General features: G+C 42.0%; 16 protein-coding genes and 1 pseudogene. 1 reads left to right on the forward strand and 16 read right to left on the reverse strand.

All coding sequences use genetic code 11. The annotated features are described in order from the left end of the window. Positions 1 to 31: 31 nt before the first annotated feature. The 9 genes and pseudogenes from ADI74_RS03325 to ADI74_RS03365 all read right to left on the reverse strand — a co-directional run bounded on the left by ADI74_RS03325 (position 32) and on the right by ADI74_RS03365 (position 12406). On the reverse strand, positions 32 to 535 hold the full coding sequence (locus tag ADI74_RS03325) for a GNAT family N-acetyltransferase (protein WP_049537001.1): 504 nt from the start codon (positions 533 to 535) through the stop codon (positions 32 to 34). Next, on the reverse strand, positions 532 to 1011 hold the full coding sequence (locus ADI74_RS03330; protein ID WP_049537003.1) for a GNAT family N-acetyltransferase: 480 nt from the start codon (positions 1009 to 1011) through the stop codon (positions 532 to 534). The genes ADI74_RS03325 and ADI74_RS03330 overlap by 4 nt, the downstream gene beginning before the upstream one ends. 9 nt (positions 1012 to 1020) lie before the next feature. After that, complete coding sequence (murC, locus tag ADI74_RS03335) at positions 1021 to 2355, reverse strand: UDP-N-acetylmuramate--L-alanine ligase (protein ID WP_049537005.1); 1335 nt, start codon at positions 2353 to 2355, stop codon at positions 1021 to 1023. 11 nt (positions 2356 to 2366) lie between these two features. After that, complete coding sequence (locus ADI74_RS03340; RefSeq protein WP_049537007.1) at positions 2367 to 2978, reverse strand: hypothetical protein; 612 nt, start codon at positions 2976 to 2978, stop codon at positions 2367 to 2369. 47 nt (positions 2979 to 3025) lie between these two features. Then, a pseudogene (locus ADI74_RS03345) lies at positions 3026 to 6116 on the reverse strand (DEAD/DEAH box helicase). A 92-nt stretch (positions 6117 to 6208) separates the two neighbouring features. After that, entirely contained in the window at positions 6209 to 7375 is a 1167-nt protein-coding gene (locus ADI74_RS03350) for a MalY/PatB family protein (RefSeq protein ID WP_049537009.1), read from the reverse strand. A gap of 7 nt (positions 7376 to 7382) precedes the next feature. Next, positions 7383 to 8477, reverse strand: a complete 1095-nt coding sequence (locus ADI74_RS03355; protein ID WP_049537011.1) for a cystathionine gamma-synthase — start codon at positions 8475 to 8477, stop codon at positions 7383 to 7385. A 145-nt stretch (positions 8478 to 8622) separates the two neighbouring features. After that, positions 8623 to 10581 carry a peptide ABC transporter substrate-binding protein gene (locus ADI74_RS03360; protein ID WP_049537013.1) on the reverse strand — a complete coding sequence of 653 codons (1959 nt, stop codon included), beginning with the start codon at positions 10579 to 10581 and terminating at the stop codon, positions 8623 to 8625. Positions 10582 to 10783: 202 nt separating this feature from the next. Further along, on the reverse strand, positions 10784 to 12406 hold the full coding sequence (locus ADI74_RS03365; RefSeq protein ID WP_049537014.1) for a putative polysaccharide biosynthesis protein: 1623 nt from the start codon (positions 12404 to 12406) through the stop codon (positions 10784 to 10786). Positions 12407 to 12511: 105 nt separating this feature from the next. Here ADI74_RS03365 and ADI74_RS03370 point away from each other — a divergent pair, with 105 nt between their 5' ends. Continuing rightward, positions 12512 to 13957 (forward strand): UDP-N-acetylmuramoyl-L-alanyl-D-glutamate--L-lysine ligase, encoded by a 1446-nt coding sequence (locus tag ADI74_RS03370; RefSeq protein ID WP_049537016.1) that lies wholly within the window; start codon positions 12512 to 12514, stop codon positions 13955 to 13957. Positions 13958 to 13987: 30 nt separating this feature from the next. Here the strand turns inward: ADI74_RS03370 and ADI74_RS03375 are convergent, their stop codons facing one another. The 7 genes from ADI74_RS03375 to ADI74_RS03405 all read right to left on the reverse strand — a co-directional run bounded on the left by ADI74_RS03375 (position 13988) and on the right by ADI74_RS03405 (position 17979). Further along, complete coding sequence (locus tag ADI74_RS03375; RefSeq protein ID WP_000051179.1) at positions 13988 to 14188, reverse strand: CsbD family protein; 201 nt, start codon at positions 14186 to 14188, stop codon at positions 13988 to 13990. Between the two features lie 101 nt (positions 14189 to 14289). After that, a complete protein-coding gene (locus ADI74_RS03380; RefSeq protein ID WP_049537018.1) occupies positions 14290 to 14940 on the reverse strand; it encodes a DUF1803 domain-containing protein in 651 nt (216 codons plus the stop codon). Beyond that, positions 14924 to 15436: a YiiX/YebB-like N1pC/P60 family cysteine hydrolase gene (locus ADI74_RS03385; protein WP_049537020.1), complete on the reverse strand. Its 513-nt coding sequence runs from the start codon at positions 15434 to 15436 to the stop codon at positions 14924 to 14926. The genes ADI74_RS03380 and ADI74_RS03385 overlap by 17 nt, the downstream gene beginning before the upstream one ends. Before the next feature lie 85 nt (positions 15437 to 15521). Then, positions 15522 to 16457 (reverse strand): manganese-dependent inorganic pyrophosphatase, encoded by a 936-nt coding sequence (locus ADI74_RS03390; RefSeq protein WP_049537022.1) that lies wholly within the window; start codon positions 16455 to 16457, stop codon positions 15522 to 15524. Positions 16458 to 16542: 85 nt separating this feature from the next. Next, positions 16543 to 16827 carry a GIY-YIG nuclease family protein gene (locus tag ADI74_RS03395; RefSeq protein WP_049537023.1) on the reverse strand — a complete coding sequence of 95 codons (285 nt, stop codon included), beginning with the start codon at positions 16825 to 16827 and terminating at the stop codon, positions 16543 to 16545. Then, a complete protein-coding gene (locus ADI74_RS03400) occupies positions 16817 to 17566 on the reverse strand; it encodes a tRNA1(Val) (adenine(37)-N6)-methyltransferase (protein WP_049537024.1) in 750 nt (249 codons plus the stop codon). Before ADI74_RS03400 ends, ADI74_RS03395 begins: the two co-directional genes overlap by 11 nt. Positions 17567 to 17619: 53 nt before the next feature. Then, positions 17620 to 17979 carry a S1 RNA-binding domain-containing protein gene (locus ADI74_RS03405; RefSeq protein WP_000689618.1) on the reverse strand — a complete coding sequence of 120 codons (360 nt, stop codon included), beginning with the start codon at positions 17977 to 17979 and terminating at the stop codon, positions 17620 to 17622. Position 17980: the final 1 nt, after the last annotated feature.

Here is a 17980-nt window from a genome sequence, read left to right on the forward strand (position 1 = left end):
CAGAAAAGCAACTAACTAGGGCATTCCCTAGCTAGTTTTCTTTATTTTCTGGCTGCCAAACCATATCGTACCAGATCTCACCTGCAAAGGTTGACTGGGATACTCCTTCATTAACAAAGCCGTGTTTTTCATAATAGGGAATCAAGTAGTCATGGCAGGTCAGGTTGATACCTTCCCTTTCATGCTCTAAAGCCACTTCTTTTAGGGCCGTCAGCAATCTCTTACCGACACCCAAAGCTTGTGCTTCTTTAGCAATGGATAGACAGGTTACAGAGATATAACCTCCAGATTTGTGACCGTGGTCCGCTATTTCTTCTGTAAAGGACAAATCTTGAAGGTGACGGTGTGGAACGACTGGACCCTCAATGTAGCCAAGGATACGTCCTTCTTTTTCAGCTACGAGAAAACTGGCCTTAATTTCCCGCAAATGAGCCTCAAAGACAGAACGAGGAATGGCTTCTTCAAGGGAGAAATTCTCTAGCTCTATCTCTAAAATTCGGTCCAAATCCGAAAATCTTGCTTGTCTGATTTTCATATTTCCTCCTGATAAAAGGGATTGACCCAAGTCAGATACCATTCAGAACCACTGTCATATTGACTCCCTGTCACTTCTTCTTCAACAAAGCCATTCATTTCAAAATAAGATAGTAGTTCATCAGGACTCTGCAAAAGAATACCTTGATAATCTAGTTCGACTGTCACCTGTTTCAAGGCTGCAAGAAGAAGAGTTCCCAGCCCCTGTCTCCAATGGTCTGGATGAATGGCTAAACGCTTGATTTCAAGTTTTAGGAGTGCTTGAGTGTGTGTTTCTGACACTTCAGCCCCAAGAACATAGCCCACCAGCTGATTTTCATCCCTAGCTACAAGAAAGGTACCCGCAGACTTGCGGATACACTTTTCTAAGGATTGTCGACTCACTGCCTCTTCTGATGAAAAATTGGCTTCTTCAATCGCCAACATTTCATCTAGATCTGATAAGGTGGCTTGCCTTATAGTAATTGGAATTTCCATTTGGTTTTCCTATTGGACGTTGCTTGTCAAGTTTGACAAGAGACGTTCAAATGAGTACTCATAGGTTTGGATGTCTCCTGCTCCCATAAAGACGTAAACAGCATTGTCATGGTCAAGGAGTGGCGATACATTTTCAACGGTGATGACTTGATTTTTCTTCGTAATCTTGCTTGCTAGGTCTTCTACCTTAACATCGCCATGGTCCACTTCACGAGCAGATCCATAGATTTGAGCTAGGTAAACGGCATCTGCCTGATTCAAGGCTTGTGCAAAATCATCCAACAAGGCAATGGTTCTAGTAAAGGTATGCGGTTGGAAGATTGCCACGATTTCCTTGCTTGGGTATTTCTGACGAGCTGCATCCAAGGTCGCAATGATTTCTGTTGGATGGTGGGCAAAGTCATCGATGATTACCGTGTCATTAACGATTTTCTCAGTGAAACGACGCTTAACACCAGCAAAAGTTTTCAAGTGTTCACGAACCAAGTTCAAATCAAATCCTGCTGTGTAAAGCAAACCAATTACAGCTGTCGCGTTCATGATATTGTGACGGCCAAAGGTTGGAATGTGGAATTGACCCAATTCTTGTCCACGGAAATGAACAGTAAAGGTCGAACCAGTTGTTGAACGAAGGAGATCGCTAGCTACAAAGTCATTGCCCTCAGCTTCAAAACCATAGTAATAGATTGGAGCATTGGCTGTAATCTTACGCAACTCAGCATCCTCACCGTAGATGAACAAACCTTTCGTGATTTGTTTAGCATAGTCATTAAAGGCATTGAAAACATCTTCTAGACTAGTGAAGTAGTCTGGGTGGTCAAAGTCAATGTTGGTGATGATAGAGTATTCTGGATGATAAGGCATAAAATGGCGCTCGTATTCGTCTGATTCGAAGACAAAATATTTAGCATTTTCTGAACCACGACCTGTCCCGTCACCAATCAAGAAGCTGGTATCTGTAATGTGAGACAAAACATGAGACAACATACCAGTTGTTGAGGTTTTCCCATGTGCTCCAGCAACTCCCATGCTGACAAAGTCACGCATAAAGCTCCCTAGAAATTCATGGTAACGTTTGTAGCTGAGGCCATTTTGATCAGCGTAGGCAACTTCAACATTATTATCTGGACGAAAGGCATTCCCGGCGATAATTTCTAGATCGCCTTGCAGATTCTTTTCATCAAACGGAAGAATGGTAATTCCTGCTTGCTCCAAACCACGTTGTGTAAAGTAATACTTTTCAACGTCTGACCCTTGAACCTTATGCCCCATTTGGTGCAACATCAAGGCCAAGGCACTCATCCCTGATCCCTTAATTCCAATAAAATGATATGTCTTTGACATGCTTTTCTCCCTTATTCCGTGATTCTTGTCAGGTTCAACTCTTGGGCAACCTGACGTTCCTGTTCTGATTGCTTATTCTTTTTATTATAAATTTGGCTCTTCTTCAGAAAATCATAGTTGTTCTTTTTAGCTTTTCCAGCTTGATTTTCTAGAGTCGGAGTCGCTACTTGTCCAGCTTCTTCAGCTAAAATATAGTGGGACTGGCTCAAGTTTTTGCTAAATTTGGCAAACTCACCTGGATTTTCCTTTTGAAATGGTGCTGTTGGTTGGCTTCCATGACGAGCATGAGTTGAAGAAGAATGACGTCTAGTATGACTAACGTCTTGGGTCAAATACTTGGCTGAACGTTTCTTTTTTAGATCCGCACGCGCCTCTTCTCGAGCCAACTCTGCATAAGTCTTTTCAACTTTTTTTACTTCTGGAGCTGGTTCTGGCTTTTTGCTAACCACAGGAGCAACTACACTAGCTTCCTCAACAATAGGAGACCATTCTAAATAGTTTTTATCTCGGTAATCGCCTTTGATATTGCTGATAAAGTCAGACTCATCATACAAGTCCATGACTGGCATTTCGGTCAGCATGATCTCGTCATCTGACACCAATGGAAATCGATCTTGTTTCATTTTGTATTTCCTTTCAACTCTTCATTATAGCGTATTGTCTTGATTTTTCAAGTGTTGGCTTCAGAAATCCCTAAAATTTCTCGAATTTCTGCCAGACTGAGGCTCGCACGCGACTCTGTACCATCTAAAACTTGGGAAACCAAATGCTTTTTCTGTTCTTGGAGTTCCTGAATTTTTTCTTCAATGGTTCCTCTCGTAATCAAGCGATAAACCTCTACCTTCTGCTCCTGTCCCATACGGTGAGCACGTCCGATAGCTTGGGCTTCAACCGCAGGATTCCACCAGAGGTCCACTAGGATGACGGTATCAGCACCCGTTAGATTAAGACCGACACCTCCTGCCTTGAGAGAGATGAGAAAGGCGTCTCTTTCTCCCTGATTAAAGGCTTTAGTCATCTCCTGTCTATCTTGAGCAGGAGTTGATCCTGTGATTTTGAAGGAAGTCAAGCCCAAGTCTGGGAGTTCTTGCTCGATTTTTTCCAACATTCCTTTGAATTGTGAGAAAATCAAGACACGATGGCCACCATCAGCCACTTGTAGCAATAAATCTCGGAGACTATCGAGTTTCCCGCTGGCACCTTGGTAATCGTCCATAAAGAGAGCTGGGGTATCGCAGATCTGACGCAAACGCATGAGTCCAGATAAGATTTCTACCCGACTTCTCTGGAATTCTTGATCTGTCACTTGCGCTAGACGCTCTCGCATCTGTTGCAACTGGGCCAGATAGATGGCCTTCTGCTGGTCTTCCAGTTCATTTTTATAGACGACTTCAATCAAATCAGGCAGTTCTGTAAGGACTTCTTCTTTCTTACGCCTCATGACAAAGGGCTTGATAAACTGCGCGACTCGGTCAGCCGGTAATTTCATAAACTCCTTTTTACTTGGTAAGAGCCCCGGAAGCACAATTTGAAAGATAGACCACAACTCCCCTAAATGGTTTTCGATAGGTGTACCTGACAAGGCAAAGACTGCTGGCACCACAAACTGGCGCAAACTCTGGGCAATCTTGGTGTGAGCATTTTTCATGACCTGAGCCTCATCTAAAAAGAGAAAATCAAAGGACATCTCTTGATAGAGATCACTGTCTTGACGAAAGCTCGCATAGCTAGTCACATAGATTTGATGATTTTGAGAAAGAATCACTTCCCGATTCGCTTTCAAACCATGAACAACAGCCAAATCCAACTGCGGTGCAAATCTTCTGAATTCATCTGCCCAGTTGTAGATCAAACCTGACGGCGCCAAAATCAAAACACGACTATCTTCTGTAACCTGACTTGTCAAAAAAGCAATGGTCTGCAGTGTTTTACCCAGTCCCATATCGTCTGCCAAGATGCCTCCAAAACCGTAATGATGGAGCATCTGGAGCCAACGCACACCCTTTTCTTGATAGTCTCTCAAACTCGCTTGAACCTGTACCTCTCCTAAAGGAAAGTCCTCTGGATGGGTCAAATCATGGGCCAAATGCTGAAATTCCTCCGAAAATGCTATCCGATCGCGACCTTCAAAAAGTTGAGAAAGACTATAAGCTAAAGATTTCCTAGCTTGGAAAGAACCATCTTTTAGTTCAACACCCAGTTCCTGCAAATTCTGACGAATCTGCTTGGTTTCCTCATCAAAAAAGAATACTTGATCAGAAGAACTGATATAGAAATCCTGATTACTGGTCAAGAAGAGCTTGATCAATCTCTTCTTGACCAATCCCTTGGAAGTCAAACTGAATTTCCAGCAGTCCTCCCTTGGACTCAATCTGAACCTGAGGAGTTTGGACACTGTAGAGCTGATTTATCTCATCAGATAAAGAGACCTGACCCAATTTCTCAAAAGCTGGAATCGTATGGTGAAAGAAAGAGTAAACTGCCTCTGGCTTTAAAGCCTGTCTCCAAGACTGAAATTCAGCCTCAAAACCAGCCCCTAAACTAACTTGAAATATCTTATTTTCTACGGCAGCATCACTAGCGAAAGGTAATTCTTCCAGCTCTTGATGGCTAGTCACCTGAATATCTCCATAATCAAACTCGATATCCAAGCGGATACGACCATCCTTCTCCTTGTCAAAGTAAAAGATCGGTGAAAAGGGGCGTATTTGTAAACGTTCTGGAGCAGAAATCTTTCCCAGATGCCCAAACAAAGGAAGACAGGAAGCCAATCGATCCCGATCGCCAGTATCAAACTGGAGGCATTTTCTCCCTTTTGTTTCCTGAGGAAGCTCATTGATTTCCTTCAAAAGACTCATTTGTTTAGGGTTTAAGAGATAAACATTGCCCTTACGAAAGAGAACCGCCCCTCCATAGAATACATTGACCCGGTCAGTCTCAGAAATTTCCATTTCAAAATAATCTGGGAACTCCTGCACGGAAAAAGAGAAAAGTCCTGCATCAGAATCTAAATCATGAAAGAGGAGATTCTCATAACTATCAAGCTGGTGGTCAAAATGAAAATCTTCCAAGTTCATCAATAACCCCACCCCTTGCTCAAAAAAGGTCAGAGGGAAAAAGAGGTGACGACCTTGATTAGGGAAAAAGAGATCTTGACTCAGTCCCTCCTCAATCAAGCCACATAAAAAAGTAAGAACTTCTTGACTAGCTGTATCAAAAGCATCCCAAGACAAGTCATTTTCATAGTGTTTCCCAATCATATATGGTTTTCGATGGACTAAGACCTTCAAAAAGAGAGGGATGTCACGAATGACATAATATTTTTGACTATCAACTAAACCGATTCGGAGAGTCCAAAGGAGGCGATTGGTCCCAGCTTCTACCTGACCTTGAGCCGACAAAGTGTAGTTTTTCTCTCGCTTCTGAGGTTGGATCCGCTCCAAAAAACTACCGCCAAAACTAACCTTGGTTTCGACCTCTTCTTGCTCTTCATGTCCTTTTTCTAAGGCTTGTAAAATCACCTGACCTTCTTCATCATTTTTCAGATAATGCTCGAGCGCTGCGAGGTGAACACAGTAACCTCTTTTTTGGAAAAAATCGCAAGCACAAAAAACCAGATCATCCTCTAAACTGTAGCGCAAGTCTTCTCCCGCCACACGAGTATAGAGGCGATTCCCTTTTTCCTTGATAATCTCAATGTTGCCTGTCTCATAGAGTGTAACCCCCTCCATGCGCAACTTCCCTGGAATCAATTTAGCCATAGTTACCCCTTTATCTTATCTCCTCATTATACCACATTTTCCCCTATGAAAATAGCCTTCTAGGAAGACTTTTCTCCTAGAAGGCTGGATTTTTAAAGTGTAGCAAAAGTGGTTACGATGCGTTGGCAAACCTCTTCCAGTACTGACTTCGGCATAGCTACATTGAGGCGGGCATGAAGGGTTCCTTCCTCCCCAAAGTCCAAACCTCGGTTCAAGATGACCTTGGCATCATTCTTCAAAAGCTCTTGCAAGCGGTCATCCGTTAGGTCATAGGCTGAAAAATCAAGCCAAATCAAGTAGGTACCTTGCGGTTTCATGACCTTAATCTTGGTTTCTTTGCTCAAAACATCCACTACATAGTTAATGTGGTCCTCGATGACTTCTTTCAACTCTCCTAACCAGTTCTTGCCATAACGGTAGGCAGCTTCTGTCGCCAAATAACCCAAGCCTGAGATCTCATGCTGGTTATTGGCCAACTGGCGTTTTTGAAAAGCAACACGAAGCTTTGGATTTTCAATGACAGCATAGGAATTTTTCGTTCCAGCAATATTAAAGGTCTTAGTGGCACTGCTCAAGATAAGGGCAAAGTCTTTAAAGGAGGGATCAATGGTGTTGAATGACTGGTGTTTGTGACCAAAGAGGGCCAAATCTTGGTGAATCTCATCCGAAACCAGCAATACACCATGTTTTTGGCAGAGATGACCTATCTTTTCTAACACTTCCTTTTCCCAAACACGGCCCCCAGGATTATGAGGATTGCAGAGGATATAAAGCTTCACATCCTCTCCCACCATATCCTTCTCCAACTGGTCAAAGTCAATCTCAAATAGCCCATCCTTTTCCACCAAAGAATTGGTGATCAATCGGCGATTGTTGAGTTTGACACTGCGAGCAAAAGGTGGATAGACCGGTGTGTTAATCAGGACAGCCTCTCCTTCTTTTGTAAAGGCTTGAATAGCTGTTGAAATAGCTGGTACCACTCCCTCGATAAAGACGAGAGCATCCTTGTCAAAGTGATACCCGTGCTGACTGGCTTCCCAGTAACGAACCGACTCAATCAAAGCGTCGCTAGCATAGGTATAGCCATAAACCAACTGATCTGCGTAGACTTGTACAGCTTGTCGAACCTCAGGCAAAACCACAAAGTCCATATCTGCTATCCAGGCTGGTAGAACTTCTCGATCAGCTTCCGCTTCTTTCCATTTATAGGTATGGTGCCCAAAACGATTGGGCAGGCTTGTAAAATCATATTTCCCCATATCTGTCTTATCCTTCCAAAGCTTGGCGCAAGTCCGCAATCAAATCTCTAGCATCCTCAATCCCAATAGACAAACGCAAAAGATCATCTGTCAATCCATAGGAATGGCGCACTTCTACTGGAATATCCGCATGGGTTTGGGTTGTTGGATAGGTGATCAGGCTTTCCACCCCACCCAAACTCTCAGCAAAAGAGAAAACCTTCAGACTATTTAAAATATGAGGAATTCGACTCTCATCAACCACTTTAAAGGAAATCATTCCCCCACGACCAGTATAGAGAACTTCCTTGACTGCAGGTGAACCTTTCAGATAGGCCACAATTTCTCGCGCATTAGCTGTCGAACGCTCCATGCGCAGAGACAAGGTCTTAAGACCACGAATCAACTGATAACTATCAAACGGCGACAAAACAGCACCAGTCGTATTGAGATTGTAGAACAGTTGTTCATATAGTTCTAAACTATTAGTCACAACTACCCCTGCCAAGACATCATTGTGCCCTGCTAGATATTTGGTAGCCGAATGAAGAACAATATCTGCACCGTCTTCAATCGGACGTTGGTAAATTGGGCTGTAGAAGGTATTGTCCACCACTACCTTGGCACCCTTGGCATGAGCTAGTTTTGCCAGTTTTGCAATATCAAATTCTAACATCAAGGGATTGGTTGGCGTTTCGATATAGAGAACATCCACATCCTTTTCTAACTCAGCAATCAACTCTGCTTCAGTATTGGCATAGGTAAAATGGAAACGACCTTCCTTCTCCACTTGGTTGAACCAACGGAAAGAACCACCATAAAGGTCTCGCACTGCCAAGACTTTACTTCCTACAGGAAAGACACTAAAGGCCAGTACAATCGCAGCCATACCTGAACTCGTTGCTAATGCATAGTCTGCTGATTCAATCGCTGCCAAGACCTCCTCCGCCTTACTGCGAGTTGGGTTTTTGGTACGAGTATAGTCAAATCCCGTAGACTGACCGAACTCTGGATGCTGATACGTGGTTGAAAAATGTAGTGGTGTCACCAAGGCACCTGTCGCCTTATCTGACTTGATCCCCGCCTGGGCCAAAATTGTGTCAATGTGTCGTTCTTTGCTCATACAATACCTCCAAATCTATAGTAACTATTGTATCATTTATTTTCACCAACTCATTTTCTTCTTTTCAAGAGCTAGTTATAGTTTCAAACTATATAAAAACGATAGCTTCCTGAGAAACTATCGTTTATCCTGTTGAATAGACTGGTTACTTAACGTGTTTTGCCAGTTCTTCTTGGGCTTTCTTATTTGATTCTTCTTTTTCTTTCAGCCATTTTTCTTTAGCTTTTTCGTACTCAGCAGTTGTCACCGTCTTATCTTGCAACTTGAGGTACTTGTATGACTCTACACCCTTATTTCCAGCAAGAGAATATGGTGCTGAGAATGGAACTGTCTTTCTCAAGCTAGGTGTTCCACCACGAGAAACGTTTGGAATTGCAAGGGCACTATCAACGAGCCAAGCTTGAATTTCAGCATATTTCTCATAACGTTTTGCTGGGTCTTGCTCTTTATTGGCTTCTTCCAACATTTGAGTATAGGTATCAAGTCCAACTGCCTTGGCCTTGTCATTGACTTCACCTGGCTCTAAACCGAGGTTTTGCAACATACCTCCGCTCTTCACGCTAAAGATATCGAGATAAGTTGATGGGTCTTGATAATCTGGGCTCCACCCACCATTATAAAAGTCATAATCTTTTTGAGCTGCAGTTTGAGCAAGATAGCCAGAGTTATCATAGTCATCTGTTGATAATTGTTGGATATCGATGACTATATTATCAGTTCCTAGAACAGATTCAATCGATTGCTTCATTGAGCTAATTTCTTGAATTTCTGTTTTATTGGTCATTTCTACAGTCTTATCCAAGTGAATTGGGAACTGAACACCCTTGGCTTCTAGTTCTTTCTTGGCTTCTGCAAATTTAGCCTTAGCCTTTTCTGGGTTGTAGTAAGGATCCTGTGCATCTGCAAAATTGATTCCTTGCCACTCTTGGCCATAGTTGACCATTTTTTCAGAGACAACATCACCAAAGTCTTTTCCATTTATGGTCACAAATGTAGGAGGTACAACTAAGTTACGAAGAATCTTCGTTGCTCCGTCTTCCCCTTGAGATTGGGCCCCATAAGCCGCACGGTTGTAGGCAAAATTGATGGCTTGGCGGAAGTTTTTATTCAGAACTGCTTCTTGAGTCGATGTCTTTTCGATGTCAGTCGTTTTAGAAGTGAAATTATAAGATTTTCTATCTAGATTAAAGTTCAAGAAAAATGTTGTCGCATCTTGCATACTGTAGATGATATTGTCCTTGTTCTTCTCTTTAATCCCTTCAAAGCTTGAGCTATTTGGATAGAGACGAGCATAACTGTAGACTCCTTCTGCAAAGTTACGAGCTAGAGCATCTTGGTCACTGCCGTCATAATAAGTCAATTTCACATCATCTACAAAGACATTTTTAGCATCCCAATAATTTGGATTTTTCTTGTATTCGATGACGGATTTTGAAACAAAGGATTTCATTAAGAAAGGTCCATTGTACAAAATACTAGAAGGGTCTACCTTACCAAAGTCATCCCCTTTTGATTTTAAGAAATCTGCATTGACAGGGAAGAGAATGGTTGAAGTTGTTTTAGAATTCCAATAAGATTCTGGACGTGTCAAAGTGTACTGAACTGTTTGGTCGTCAATCGCCTTAACACCGACAGTTGAAAAGTCACTTGTTTTCCCGTTGATATAGTCATCCAAACCTGCTACAGAGTCTTGAACCAGGTACAAGGCTTCGGATTTTTTATCAGCAGCATATTTCAAACCTGTCACAAAGTCTTGGGCCGTTACAGGGGCGTATTCTTCACCCTCATAAGTATACCATTTTGCATCCTTACGCAATTTGTAAGTATAGGTCAAACCGTCCTGAGAAACAGTCCAATCCTCTGCCAACGATGGAACATAGTTACCGTATTGGTCATTTTCCATCAACCCATCCACCAAATTGGTAACGATGTCGTTGGTTGTTGCACGGTTTTCAGCAAGATAGTTCAAACTAGATGGATCGCTCGAATAAACATAGTTATATGTTTTAGAAGCGCTACTTGAATTTCCACATGCGCTTAGTAGGATACCTGCGCTTAACACGACACCTGCCAGTGTCAGATACTTGGCCTTAGACTTTTTCATTTCCAGAACCTCCTGTTTTAAATATTTGTCTTATTATACAGTTTTGGTTTTATTTAGTCAAGCTTTTTTTGAAGAAAAAGTCAAAAAACATATTTTTTCGCTACTAAATTTAGAAAAAGTTCTACTTTTTTAATATTTTGAACAATAAAACAACCTTTCTTTAATAGAAAGGTTGTAATTATCACTTTTATTTATAAATCATTTACGATATTTTCAATCGTGTCCGTAGTCGATCTGCTTGAGCTTTGCCGATTATCTTGTCCAAGAGTCGTGTCCGTAGGCTCATCAAACCATAGAGACCTCCTCCAAGCCCTCCGATGAGAGCTACGTAAAGGAAACTCCAGAAACGTCCACTTGGTTGGAAGACAAAACCGAGTAGCCACTGCAAGAAGCCAACTAGGATGAACATGACAAGGGTTAAGATGGTAATCAAGATAGTCCGCTTCAAGATTATCTTTCGACGAGCACCCGTTACCTGGCAGATGTCTCGGTACATCAAGACATTCGGAATAATCAAGCCGATAGTCGTTGAGATCAAGGGACCGTAGCTGTGAAAAATAGCAATACTTGGAAGTTGCAAGACGAGCTTGGCAATGGAACCATAGATAAAGTAAAGAACTGCCTTGCGGTTGCGGAACATGGCCTGAAGCATAGGAGACAAGACCATATACAAGCCTAGGATAGTAGACTGTAAAACCGCAAAGACAAACAAGCCCATGGCCAGACTATCTGGCTTGCCATAAAAAACTGTATAGAGAGGTTCCCCTACCATGACCACTCCAACCGTTGCCGGTAGTAGAAATAAGAAGAGCATGGTGAGGCTATCTTGGACTAGGCGAGCCGCTGCCTGCAAGTCGCCTTTTACATAGTTTTCCGTTAACAGCGGCAAGCCAACACTCCCAATTGAAACCCCCACAGAGATTAAAATCATGGTGATTTTATTGGGATTGGCAGAGAAATAAGAAAACATGACAACCAAGTCTTCGTTGCTATAGTTGGTAAACCACTTCATACTATTGATAAAGGTCATTTGGTCTAAAATCTGAAAGAGTTGAATGGCCGATCCTGTCAGGATAAAAGGAATGGCTTCCTTGATAGTATCGACTAAGAGTCGCTTACTATTAATCTTATCTCGTGTTTCAAAGACTCTCTTAAGCAAACCTTCTTGGGCAAGAAAATAAATCAAAACTGCAAAACTTGCCACCATCCCCACAAAGGCCGCAAAGGTCGATTGGGTAACGGCTGATAGGTAGTCACCAGAACCCATCTTCATAATGAAGAAGGTCGCCAACAACATCCAGATAACACGAATCACCTGCTCAGCGATTTGGCTCATAGCATAGGGTTTCAGATTGTTCATCCCTTGGAAGAAGCCCCGGATGACACTCATAGATGGGAAAATCAAGACCGCCCAAGCCAAGCTCTGCATGATGGGAATCAGGTCTTTCCCCACACCTGACAAATCTGCTAACCAGGGAGAAAAGAGATACAAGACCAAAGCAAAGACTAAGCCCAAGCCCGTCATAAAGCTTAGGAAACTCCGAATCAATGCAAAGCTATGCTCTTCTTCTCGCATAGTATTGTACTTAGCCACTTGTTTGGCGACCGCAACTGGGATACCCGCTGTCGAAATCAGCAAAAACCAGGCGTAAATATTGTAGCCCATGGTAAAGAGTCCGTTTGCCTTAGCAGCATAGGTCCCCATCCAGATATACCAGGGAATAATATAGATAGCACCAAGGAGGCGACTAATAAAGTTACTAGCTGTTAGCCAAGCAGTCCCTCGCAACATCTGGGCTTGCTGGTGATTGTTTTCGTTAGACATAGCTTCCTCATTCAATTTTGATAACTAGGAAAAGTTCCTTATCTTCCATTATAAACTTTTCCTTGTTACTTGTAAAATTCGGGCTTGAAGTTTATAATAGAAAGTATGATTAAGATTAAAACCGTATTAGATATATTAAAGAAAGATGGTCTCTTCCGCGAGATTATCGACCAAGGACACTACCACTACAACTACGGTGAAGTTGTTTTTGACAGCATCAGTTACGACAGCCGAAAAGTAAAAGAAGGTACTCTTTTTTTTGCCAAAGGCGCTGCCTTTAAAAAAGAATACCTCCTATCCGCTATAAGTCAAGGCTTAGCTTGGTACGTCTCCGAAAAGGACTACGAAGTCGGTATCCCTGTCATCGTTGTGAACGATATCAAGAAAGCCATGAGTTTGATTGCTATGGAATTTTATGGCAATCCACAAGAAAAACTCAAAATTCTCGCTTTCACAGGGACAAAAGGAAAGACAACATCTGCTTACTTTGCATACCACATTCTATCTCAGCGCTACCCAACAGCTCTCTTGTCAACTATGAACACAACTTTGGATGGCAGGACCTTCTTTAAATCTTCCTTCTCAACGCCTGAAAATATCGATCTTTTCGACATGATGGCTCAGGCTGTTAAGAATGGTAGAACCCATCTTGTAATGGAAGTCTCTAGCCAAGCCTATCTTGTTCATCGAGTATATGGTCTGACCTTTGATGTAGGTGTCTTTCTTAACATCACACCTGACCATATCGGTCCGATTGAGCATCCTAGCTTTGAAGACTACTTCTATCACAAGCGTCTCTTGATGAAAAATAGCCGAGCAGTTGTCATTAACAGCGACATGAACCACTTTTCTGTGCTAAAAGAACAAGTGGAACATCAAGAACATGACTTCTATGGTAGCCATTCGAGCAACCAAATCGAGAACTCCAAAGCCTTTAGCTTTTCAGCTACTGGTAAACTCGCTGGTGATTATGATATTCAACTCATTGGCCACTTCAATCAAGAAAATGCTGTTGCTGCAGGACTTGCCTGTCTTCGTCTAGGTGCTAGTCTTGAAGATATCAAAAAAGGAATCGCTGCAACCCGCGTTCCTGGACGTATGGAAGTCCTGACTCAGAAAAATGGAGCCAAGGTCTTCATCGACTACGCCCATAATGGTGACAGCCTGAAGAAACTGATCTCTGTTGTTGAAACTCATCAAACTGGAAAAATCGCTCTGGTTCTCGGTTCGACTGGAAACAAGGGTGAAAGTCGTCGCAAAGACTTTGGACTCCTTCTCAATCAACATCCTGAGATTCAAGTCTTTCTCACCGCTGATGATCCCAACTATGAAGATCCAATGGCCATTGCTGAAGAAATCAGTAGCTATATCAGTCATCCTGTTGAAAAGATTGCCGATCGTGAAGAAGCCATCAAGGCGGCCATGGCCATCACAAATCAAGAACTCGATGCCGTAATTATTGCTGGTAAGGGAGCTGATTGTTACCAGATCGTACAAGGAAAGAAAGAAGACTATCCTGGAGACGCAGCTATCGCAGAACGTTATCTATAAAAAAATCAAGGGAATATTTCCCTTGATTTTTTAGTCTTCTTTCTTAAATGAGTTTTTAAGACCTTCAACGGCACCTTCTACAGCACCTTTAGCATCTTCAACTACTTCTTTTGCTTTCGCAACTGTTTTTTCTACAGTGCCTTCTGCTTCTGTCTTGCTATCGCCAGTAACTTTACCAAATCCTTCTTTGATAGCACCAGTTGCTTGATCCAATTTATTTTCAAGTGACATAGCTCTGTCTCCTTTGCTTTTAATACGATAAACGTTATCGCTTACATTCAGTTTATGCTTATTCTTTAGCAAAGTCAAACAATCAGCTCAAAATTAAGCCATTAAGACAAATAGAAAGTCAACCGTTCCTTGTCGAAATCAACAGCCAGCTCATACTTTCCAGCTTCATTTTGAACAATATAGCCTAGAACGACTAAACTGTCCACAAAGATATCACGACGTTTCTGAATTAATTGATCTTTTTTGAGAAATTTCAGTAAAAAAGTCGTCATATATTTGAGAGCATACTCAGGATTGACATCTCCCAAAATAGCATAAAGTTCCTGCTGTTTTTGTGTCAAAGGATAATGATTCTTGACCTTGTAGAAATAATTCGACAGGGTCATCTTTTCTCTTGCAAAATCCGTAGATTCGACTAAAATGGCTGCATTGGTTTGATTGCGCAATTCTGTCTCAAAAGTCTTCTTCAGCAAAGCTTGATAGACTGGACTATCCTCTCTGACAAAAATCTCTTGGTCAAGGACCAGACTGGCTATTGATTCTAAAAAAGGGAGATTAAGGGAATAACGTTTGTTTTCCCTTCGGATCAAACCTGCCTTTATATACTCTTCCATGAGTTTATCAACTGCTATATCTGGAAACTGGGCCTTGATTTCTCGTAGGATCACATCATTATGCTGGTCCAGATAGTCCACCAAACCTATAAAAAATGGCTGCCGAGTCAAACGGGAGGGATTAAAAATCTGAATCATGAAGATTCCTTTCTTTACAAACTAAAAGAGGAGATGCTGCTAATTGACTGGGATTGGTCCCTGGTTGATTCATGGGTACAGGAAGTTCGAGTTTCTGGTAATATTGCCTCCAAAAATCACTGATCTCCTGCTCCCCGTCCCCAAATTTCATGGGAATAGTTTCAAAAATCGGTAGGATTTCAGCGATGTACTGGGAGCAATAAAAGCCATTCCCATCCGGATAAAACGAGCTATTATAGGGTGCACCTAAATGTTTGCTAGCTCTCTCCTTTACCAAGTCAGCTTCCAGCTCTGGATAGACATAAAGGTCGTAAAGATGAGTCGGTTCAAAAAAATCAGCTGGTTCTTGACAGATAACACCAACTTCACCAGTTGCATGATAAACAAAACCGTCCAAAAAGATGGCTACATGACTATAGTTCCCAGTAGAAGCCTGGATGGCCTGCCCCATATCTGAAAGCTCCTTCACAAAAATCAAATCACCATTTTCTAACATCTTTCTCTCCTAGAAAAAAAGGAGTCGAAACCCCTTTAGCTATAAGGAAACTAACGTTTCCTCATTTCAACTATCACTCAGACTATTAGCCATTAAAGCTTTCTGTCAACTGAGGCACCACTTGTTTCTTACGTGAAACGGCACCTGGAAGGAAAGCGTGGTTGTTTTCAAGTTTGAAGTTAAAGGCTGCTTCGACCTTGTCCATGTTTGACCCAAGAGCAAGGATTTCTGAGTTTGAGTTAACGATATCTGTAATCATCAAAACAAAGTCAGAGTAGCCGTTTGCTGCATTAGCTGCTTGCATTGCTACTTCGATTTCTGCTTGACGTTCCAAGACTTCAGCAATATCCACTGTATTAACCTGAGCAACACGAACCTTATTGCCGTTGAGTTCAAAAGTCTTAGCATCGATGTCAATCAATTCTTCAGCAGATTTACTAGCCAAGTTTGTACCAGCTTTCAGCATGGCAAGACCATATTCTTCCAAGTTTACACCAGCCAATTCAGCCAATTCAGGTGCAATCACCTTATCAGATGGGTGGGTTGTTGGTGATTTCAAAAGTAGGGTATCTGAAATCAGACCAGATAGCATCAAACCTGCGATTTCTTTTGGTACAGCTACACCATGTTCTTTGAACATGCGGTAAACGATAGATGAAGCTGATCCAACTGGTTCCAAACGCATGTAAAGTGGGCTTGCAGTTTCAAAGTTAGCCACACGGTGGTGGTCCACAACACCGTAAACTTCTACTTCAGCGATATCTGACACTGATTGTTGGAATTCATTGTGGTCTGTTAAGATAACTTGCTCTGCACCTTCTGCTTTAGCAGATGTGATGACGCGTGGTGCTTCTACACCAAAATAGTTCAAAACAAAGGCTGTTTCCTCATTTGGAGTACCTAGAGCTACTGCTTCTGTGTCCAATCCATAAGCCTCTTTCGCAAGATAAGCAAAGGCTACAGATGACCCGATGGCATCTGAGTCTGGATTTTGGTGACCAAATACTAGAATCTTAGACATGATAATACCTCTTTAAATTTATTCATCTTATTTTAGCACTTTTTTCTTCTTTTGACAAAAGTAAGAGGAGTCAAAGGACTCCTCATTAGACATCAATATCGTTAACTAGATTTTTTTCTTGATTTTCGGATAAAAATCGTTCTTTCTGGGGTCTTTTCTTGCGTTTGAGGAGAGCCTCTGCAGACATGGCTTCTTCCTTGCTAGCAAAAGCCTCTACATAGATAAGTTTGACAGGCAAGCGAGCTCGGGTATACTTGGCTCCCTTACCACTATTATGAACGGTAAGGCGCCTCTTCACATCCGTTGTATAGCCTGTATAGTAAGAACCGTCACGGCACTCCACCACATACATATAGGCCTTATGATCCATAGTAAATCTCTTGAATTTCTGGCGTATAGGAACCATCATCATTGTGAACAATGAGCGGTGGCAAGACCTTGAAGCCACTAATAGACCCATCTTTGATAGCTTCGATTAAAAGCATATTGGCTTCCTTTTCTCGTTTAGGATAGACAAATTGCAGGCGCTTGGGTGCTAAATTGTAGCGTTGAAGCATGTCTAGAATATCCAAAAGTCGATCTGGACGGTGAACCATGACAAAACGACCATTAGACTTGAGAATACTCTGAGCACTTCGACAGATTTCCTTAAGATTAGTCGCAATCTCGTGTCTTGCTAGGAGGTAGTGTTCACTCTCGTTCAGATTGGAATGCGGATCCACCTTGAAATAAGGCGGATTGCACAAAATCATGTCCACCTTACTTCCCTGAATGCGAGCAGGCATATTTTTCAAATCATCGCAAATAACCTGCATCTGCTCTTCCAAGCCATTCAACCGAACCGAACGCTCTGCCATATCCGCCAAACGCTCCTGAATTTCTACAGAGAGAATTTTTGCCTTGGTACGACTACTTGCAAAAAGTCCTACTGCACCATTGCCAGCACAAAAGTCCACAATTAAGCCATTTTTAGGAAAGCGAGGAAAGCGTGACAAGAGAACACTATCCACCGAATAGCTAAACACTTCTCTATTTTGAATGATCTTGATATCTGTCGAAAAGAGCTGGTTGATTCGCTCTCCTGATTTTAATAATTGTTCTTCTTTCATACTTTCATTATATCAAATTATGTTAACATCACAAATGATTTAGATAATTGTATTTACGGCTTCTTTTTTAAATGTTCTAATGCTTCACGCGTCCAAACTGGCATCATTCGAGCAAGTGGCGCAAAACCATGCTTGATACGATCATTTGAAAAACGTCTCCGTCTTGGCAATTGATGTTTTTCTTCCTCCAAAGTACGGATAGAAAGACTGGCTTTTCCAGTGTATTCGTCAAAATCCACCACCTGTACTTGAACCTCATCACCAATTTTTAAAATATCATAGATATTCTCAATAAATCCCGTTCGGATTTCCGAGATGTGAATCAGCCCTGTCACCCCTGTCTCTAATTCGACAAAGGCACCATAGGGCTGAATTCCTGTAATACGCCCAGTTAGCTTATCACCGATTTTCATC

Source organism: Streptococcus pseudopneumoniae (assembly GCF_001074565.1).
In the GTDB taxonomy this organism is placed as follows: Bacteria; Bacillota; Bacilli; order Lactobacillales; family Streptococcaceae; genus Streptococcus; species Streptococcus pseudopneumoniae_J.

Excerpts from the sequence above, each read along its gene's own strand:
- ADI74_RS03390 (WP_049537022.1), bottom strand. The coding sequence starts at position 16,457 with ATGTCTAAGATTCTAGTATTTGGTCACCAAAATCCAGACTCAGATGCC.
- ADI74_RS03340 (WP_049537007.1), bottom strand. The coding sequence starts at position 2,978 with ATGAAACAAGATCGATTTCCATTGGTGTCAGATGACGAGATCATGCTG.
- ADI74_RS03360 (WP_049537013.1), bottom strand. The coding sequence starts at position 10,581 with ATGAAAAAGTCTAAGGCCAAGTATCTGACACTGGCAGGTGTCGTGTTA.
- ADI74_RS03325 (WP_049537001.1), bottom strand. The coding sequence starts at position 535 with ATGAAAATCAGACAAGCAAGATTTTCGGATTTGGACCGAATTTTAGAG.
- ADI74_RS03400 (WP_049537024.1), bottom strand. The coding sequence starts at position 17,566 with ATGAAAGAAGAACAATTATTAAAATCAGGAGAGCGAATCAACCAGCTC.
- ADI74_RS03405 (WP_000689618.1), bottom strand. The coding sequence starts at position 17,979 with ATGAAAATCGGTGATAAGCTAACTGGGCGTATTACAGGAATTCAGCCC.
- murC (WP_049537005.1), bottom strand. The coding sequence starts at position 2,355 with ATGTCAAAGACATATCATTTTATTGGAATTAAGGGATCAGGGATGAGT.
- ADI74_RS03385 (WP_049537020.1), bottom strand. The coding sequence starts at position 15,436 with ATGTTAGAAAATGGTGATTTGATTTTTGTGAAGGAGCTTTCAGATATG.
- ADI74_RS03355 (WP_049537011.1), bottom strand. The coding sequence starts at position 8,477 with ATGAGCAAAGAACGACACATTGACACAATTTTGGCCCAGGCGGGGATC.
- ADI74_RS03380 (WP_049537018.1), bottom strand. The coding sequence starts at position 14,940 with ATGATTCAGATTTTTAATCCCTCCCGTTTGACTCGGCAGCCATTTTTT.
- ADI74_RS03365 (WP_049537014.1), bottom strand. The coding sequence starts at position 12,406 with ATGTCTAACGAAAACAATCACCAGCAAGCCCAGATGTTGCGAGGGACT.
- ADI74_RS03330 (WP_049537003.1), bottom strand. The coding sequence starts at position 1,011 with ATGGAAATTCCAATTACTATAAGGCAAGCCACCTTATCAGATCTAGAT.
- ADI74_RS03350 (WP_049537009.1), bottom strand. The coding sequence starts at position 7,375 with ATGGGGAAATATGATTTTACAAGCCTGCCCAATCGTTTTGGGCACCAT.
- ADI74_RS03395 (WP_049537023.1), bottom strand. The coding sequence starts at position 16,827 with ATGGATCATAAGGCCTATATGTATGTGGTGGAGTGCCGTGACGGTTCT.
- ADI74_RS03375 (WP_000051179.1), bottom strand. The coding sequence starts at position 14,188 with ATGTCACTTGAAAATAAATTGGATCAAGCAACTGGTGCTATCAAAGAA.
- ADI74_RS03370 (WP_049537016.1), top strand. The coding sequence starts at position 12,512 with ATGATTAAGATTAAAACCGTATTAGATATATTAAAGAAAGATGGTCTC.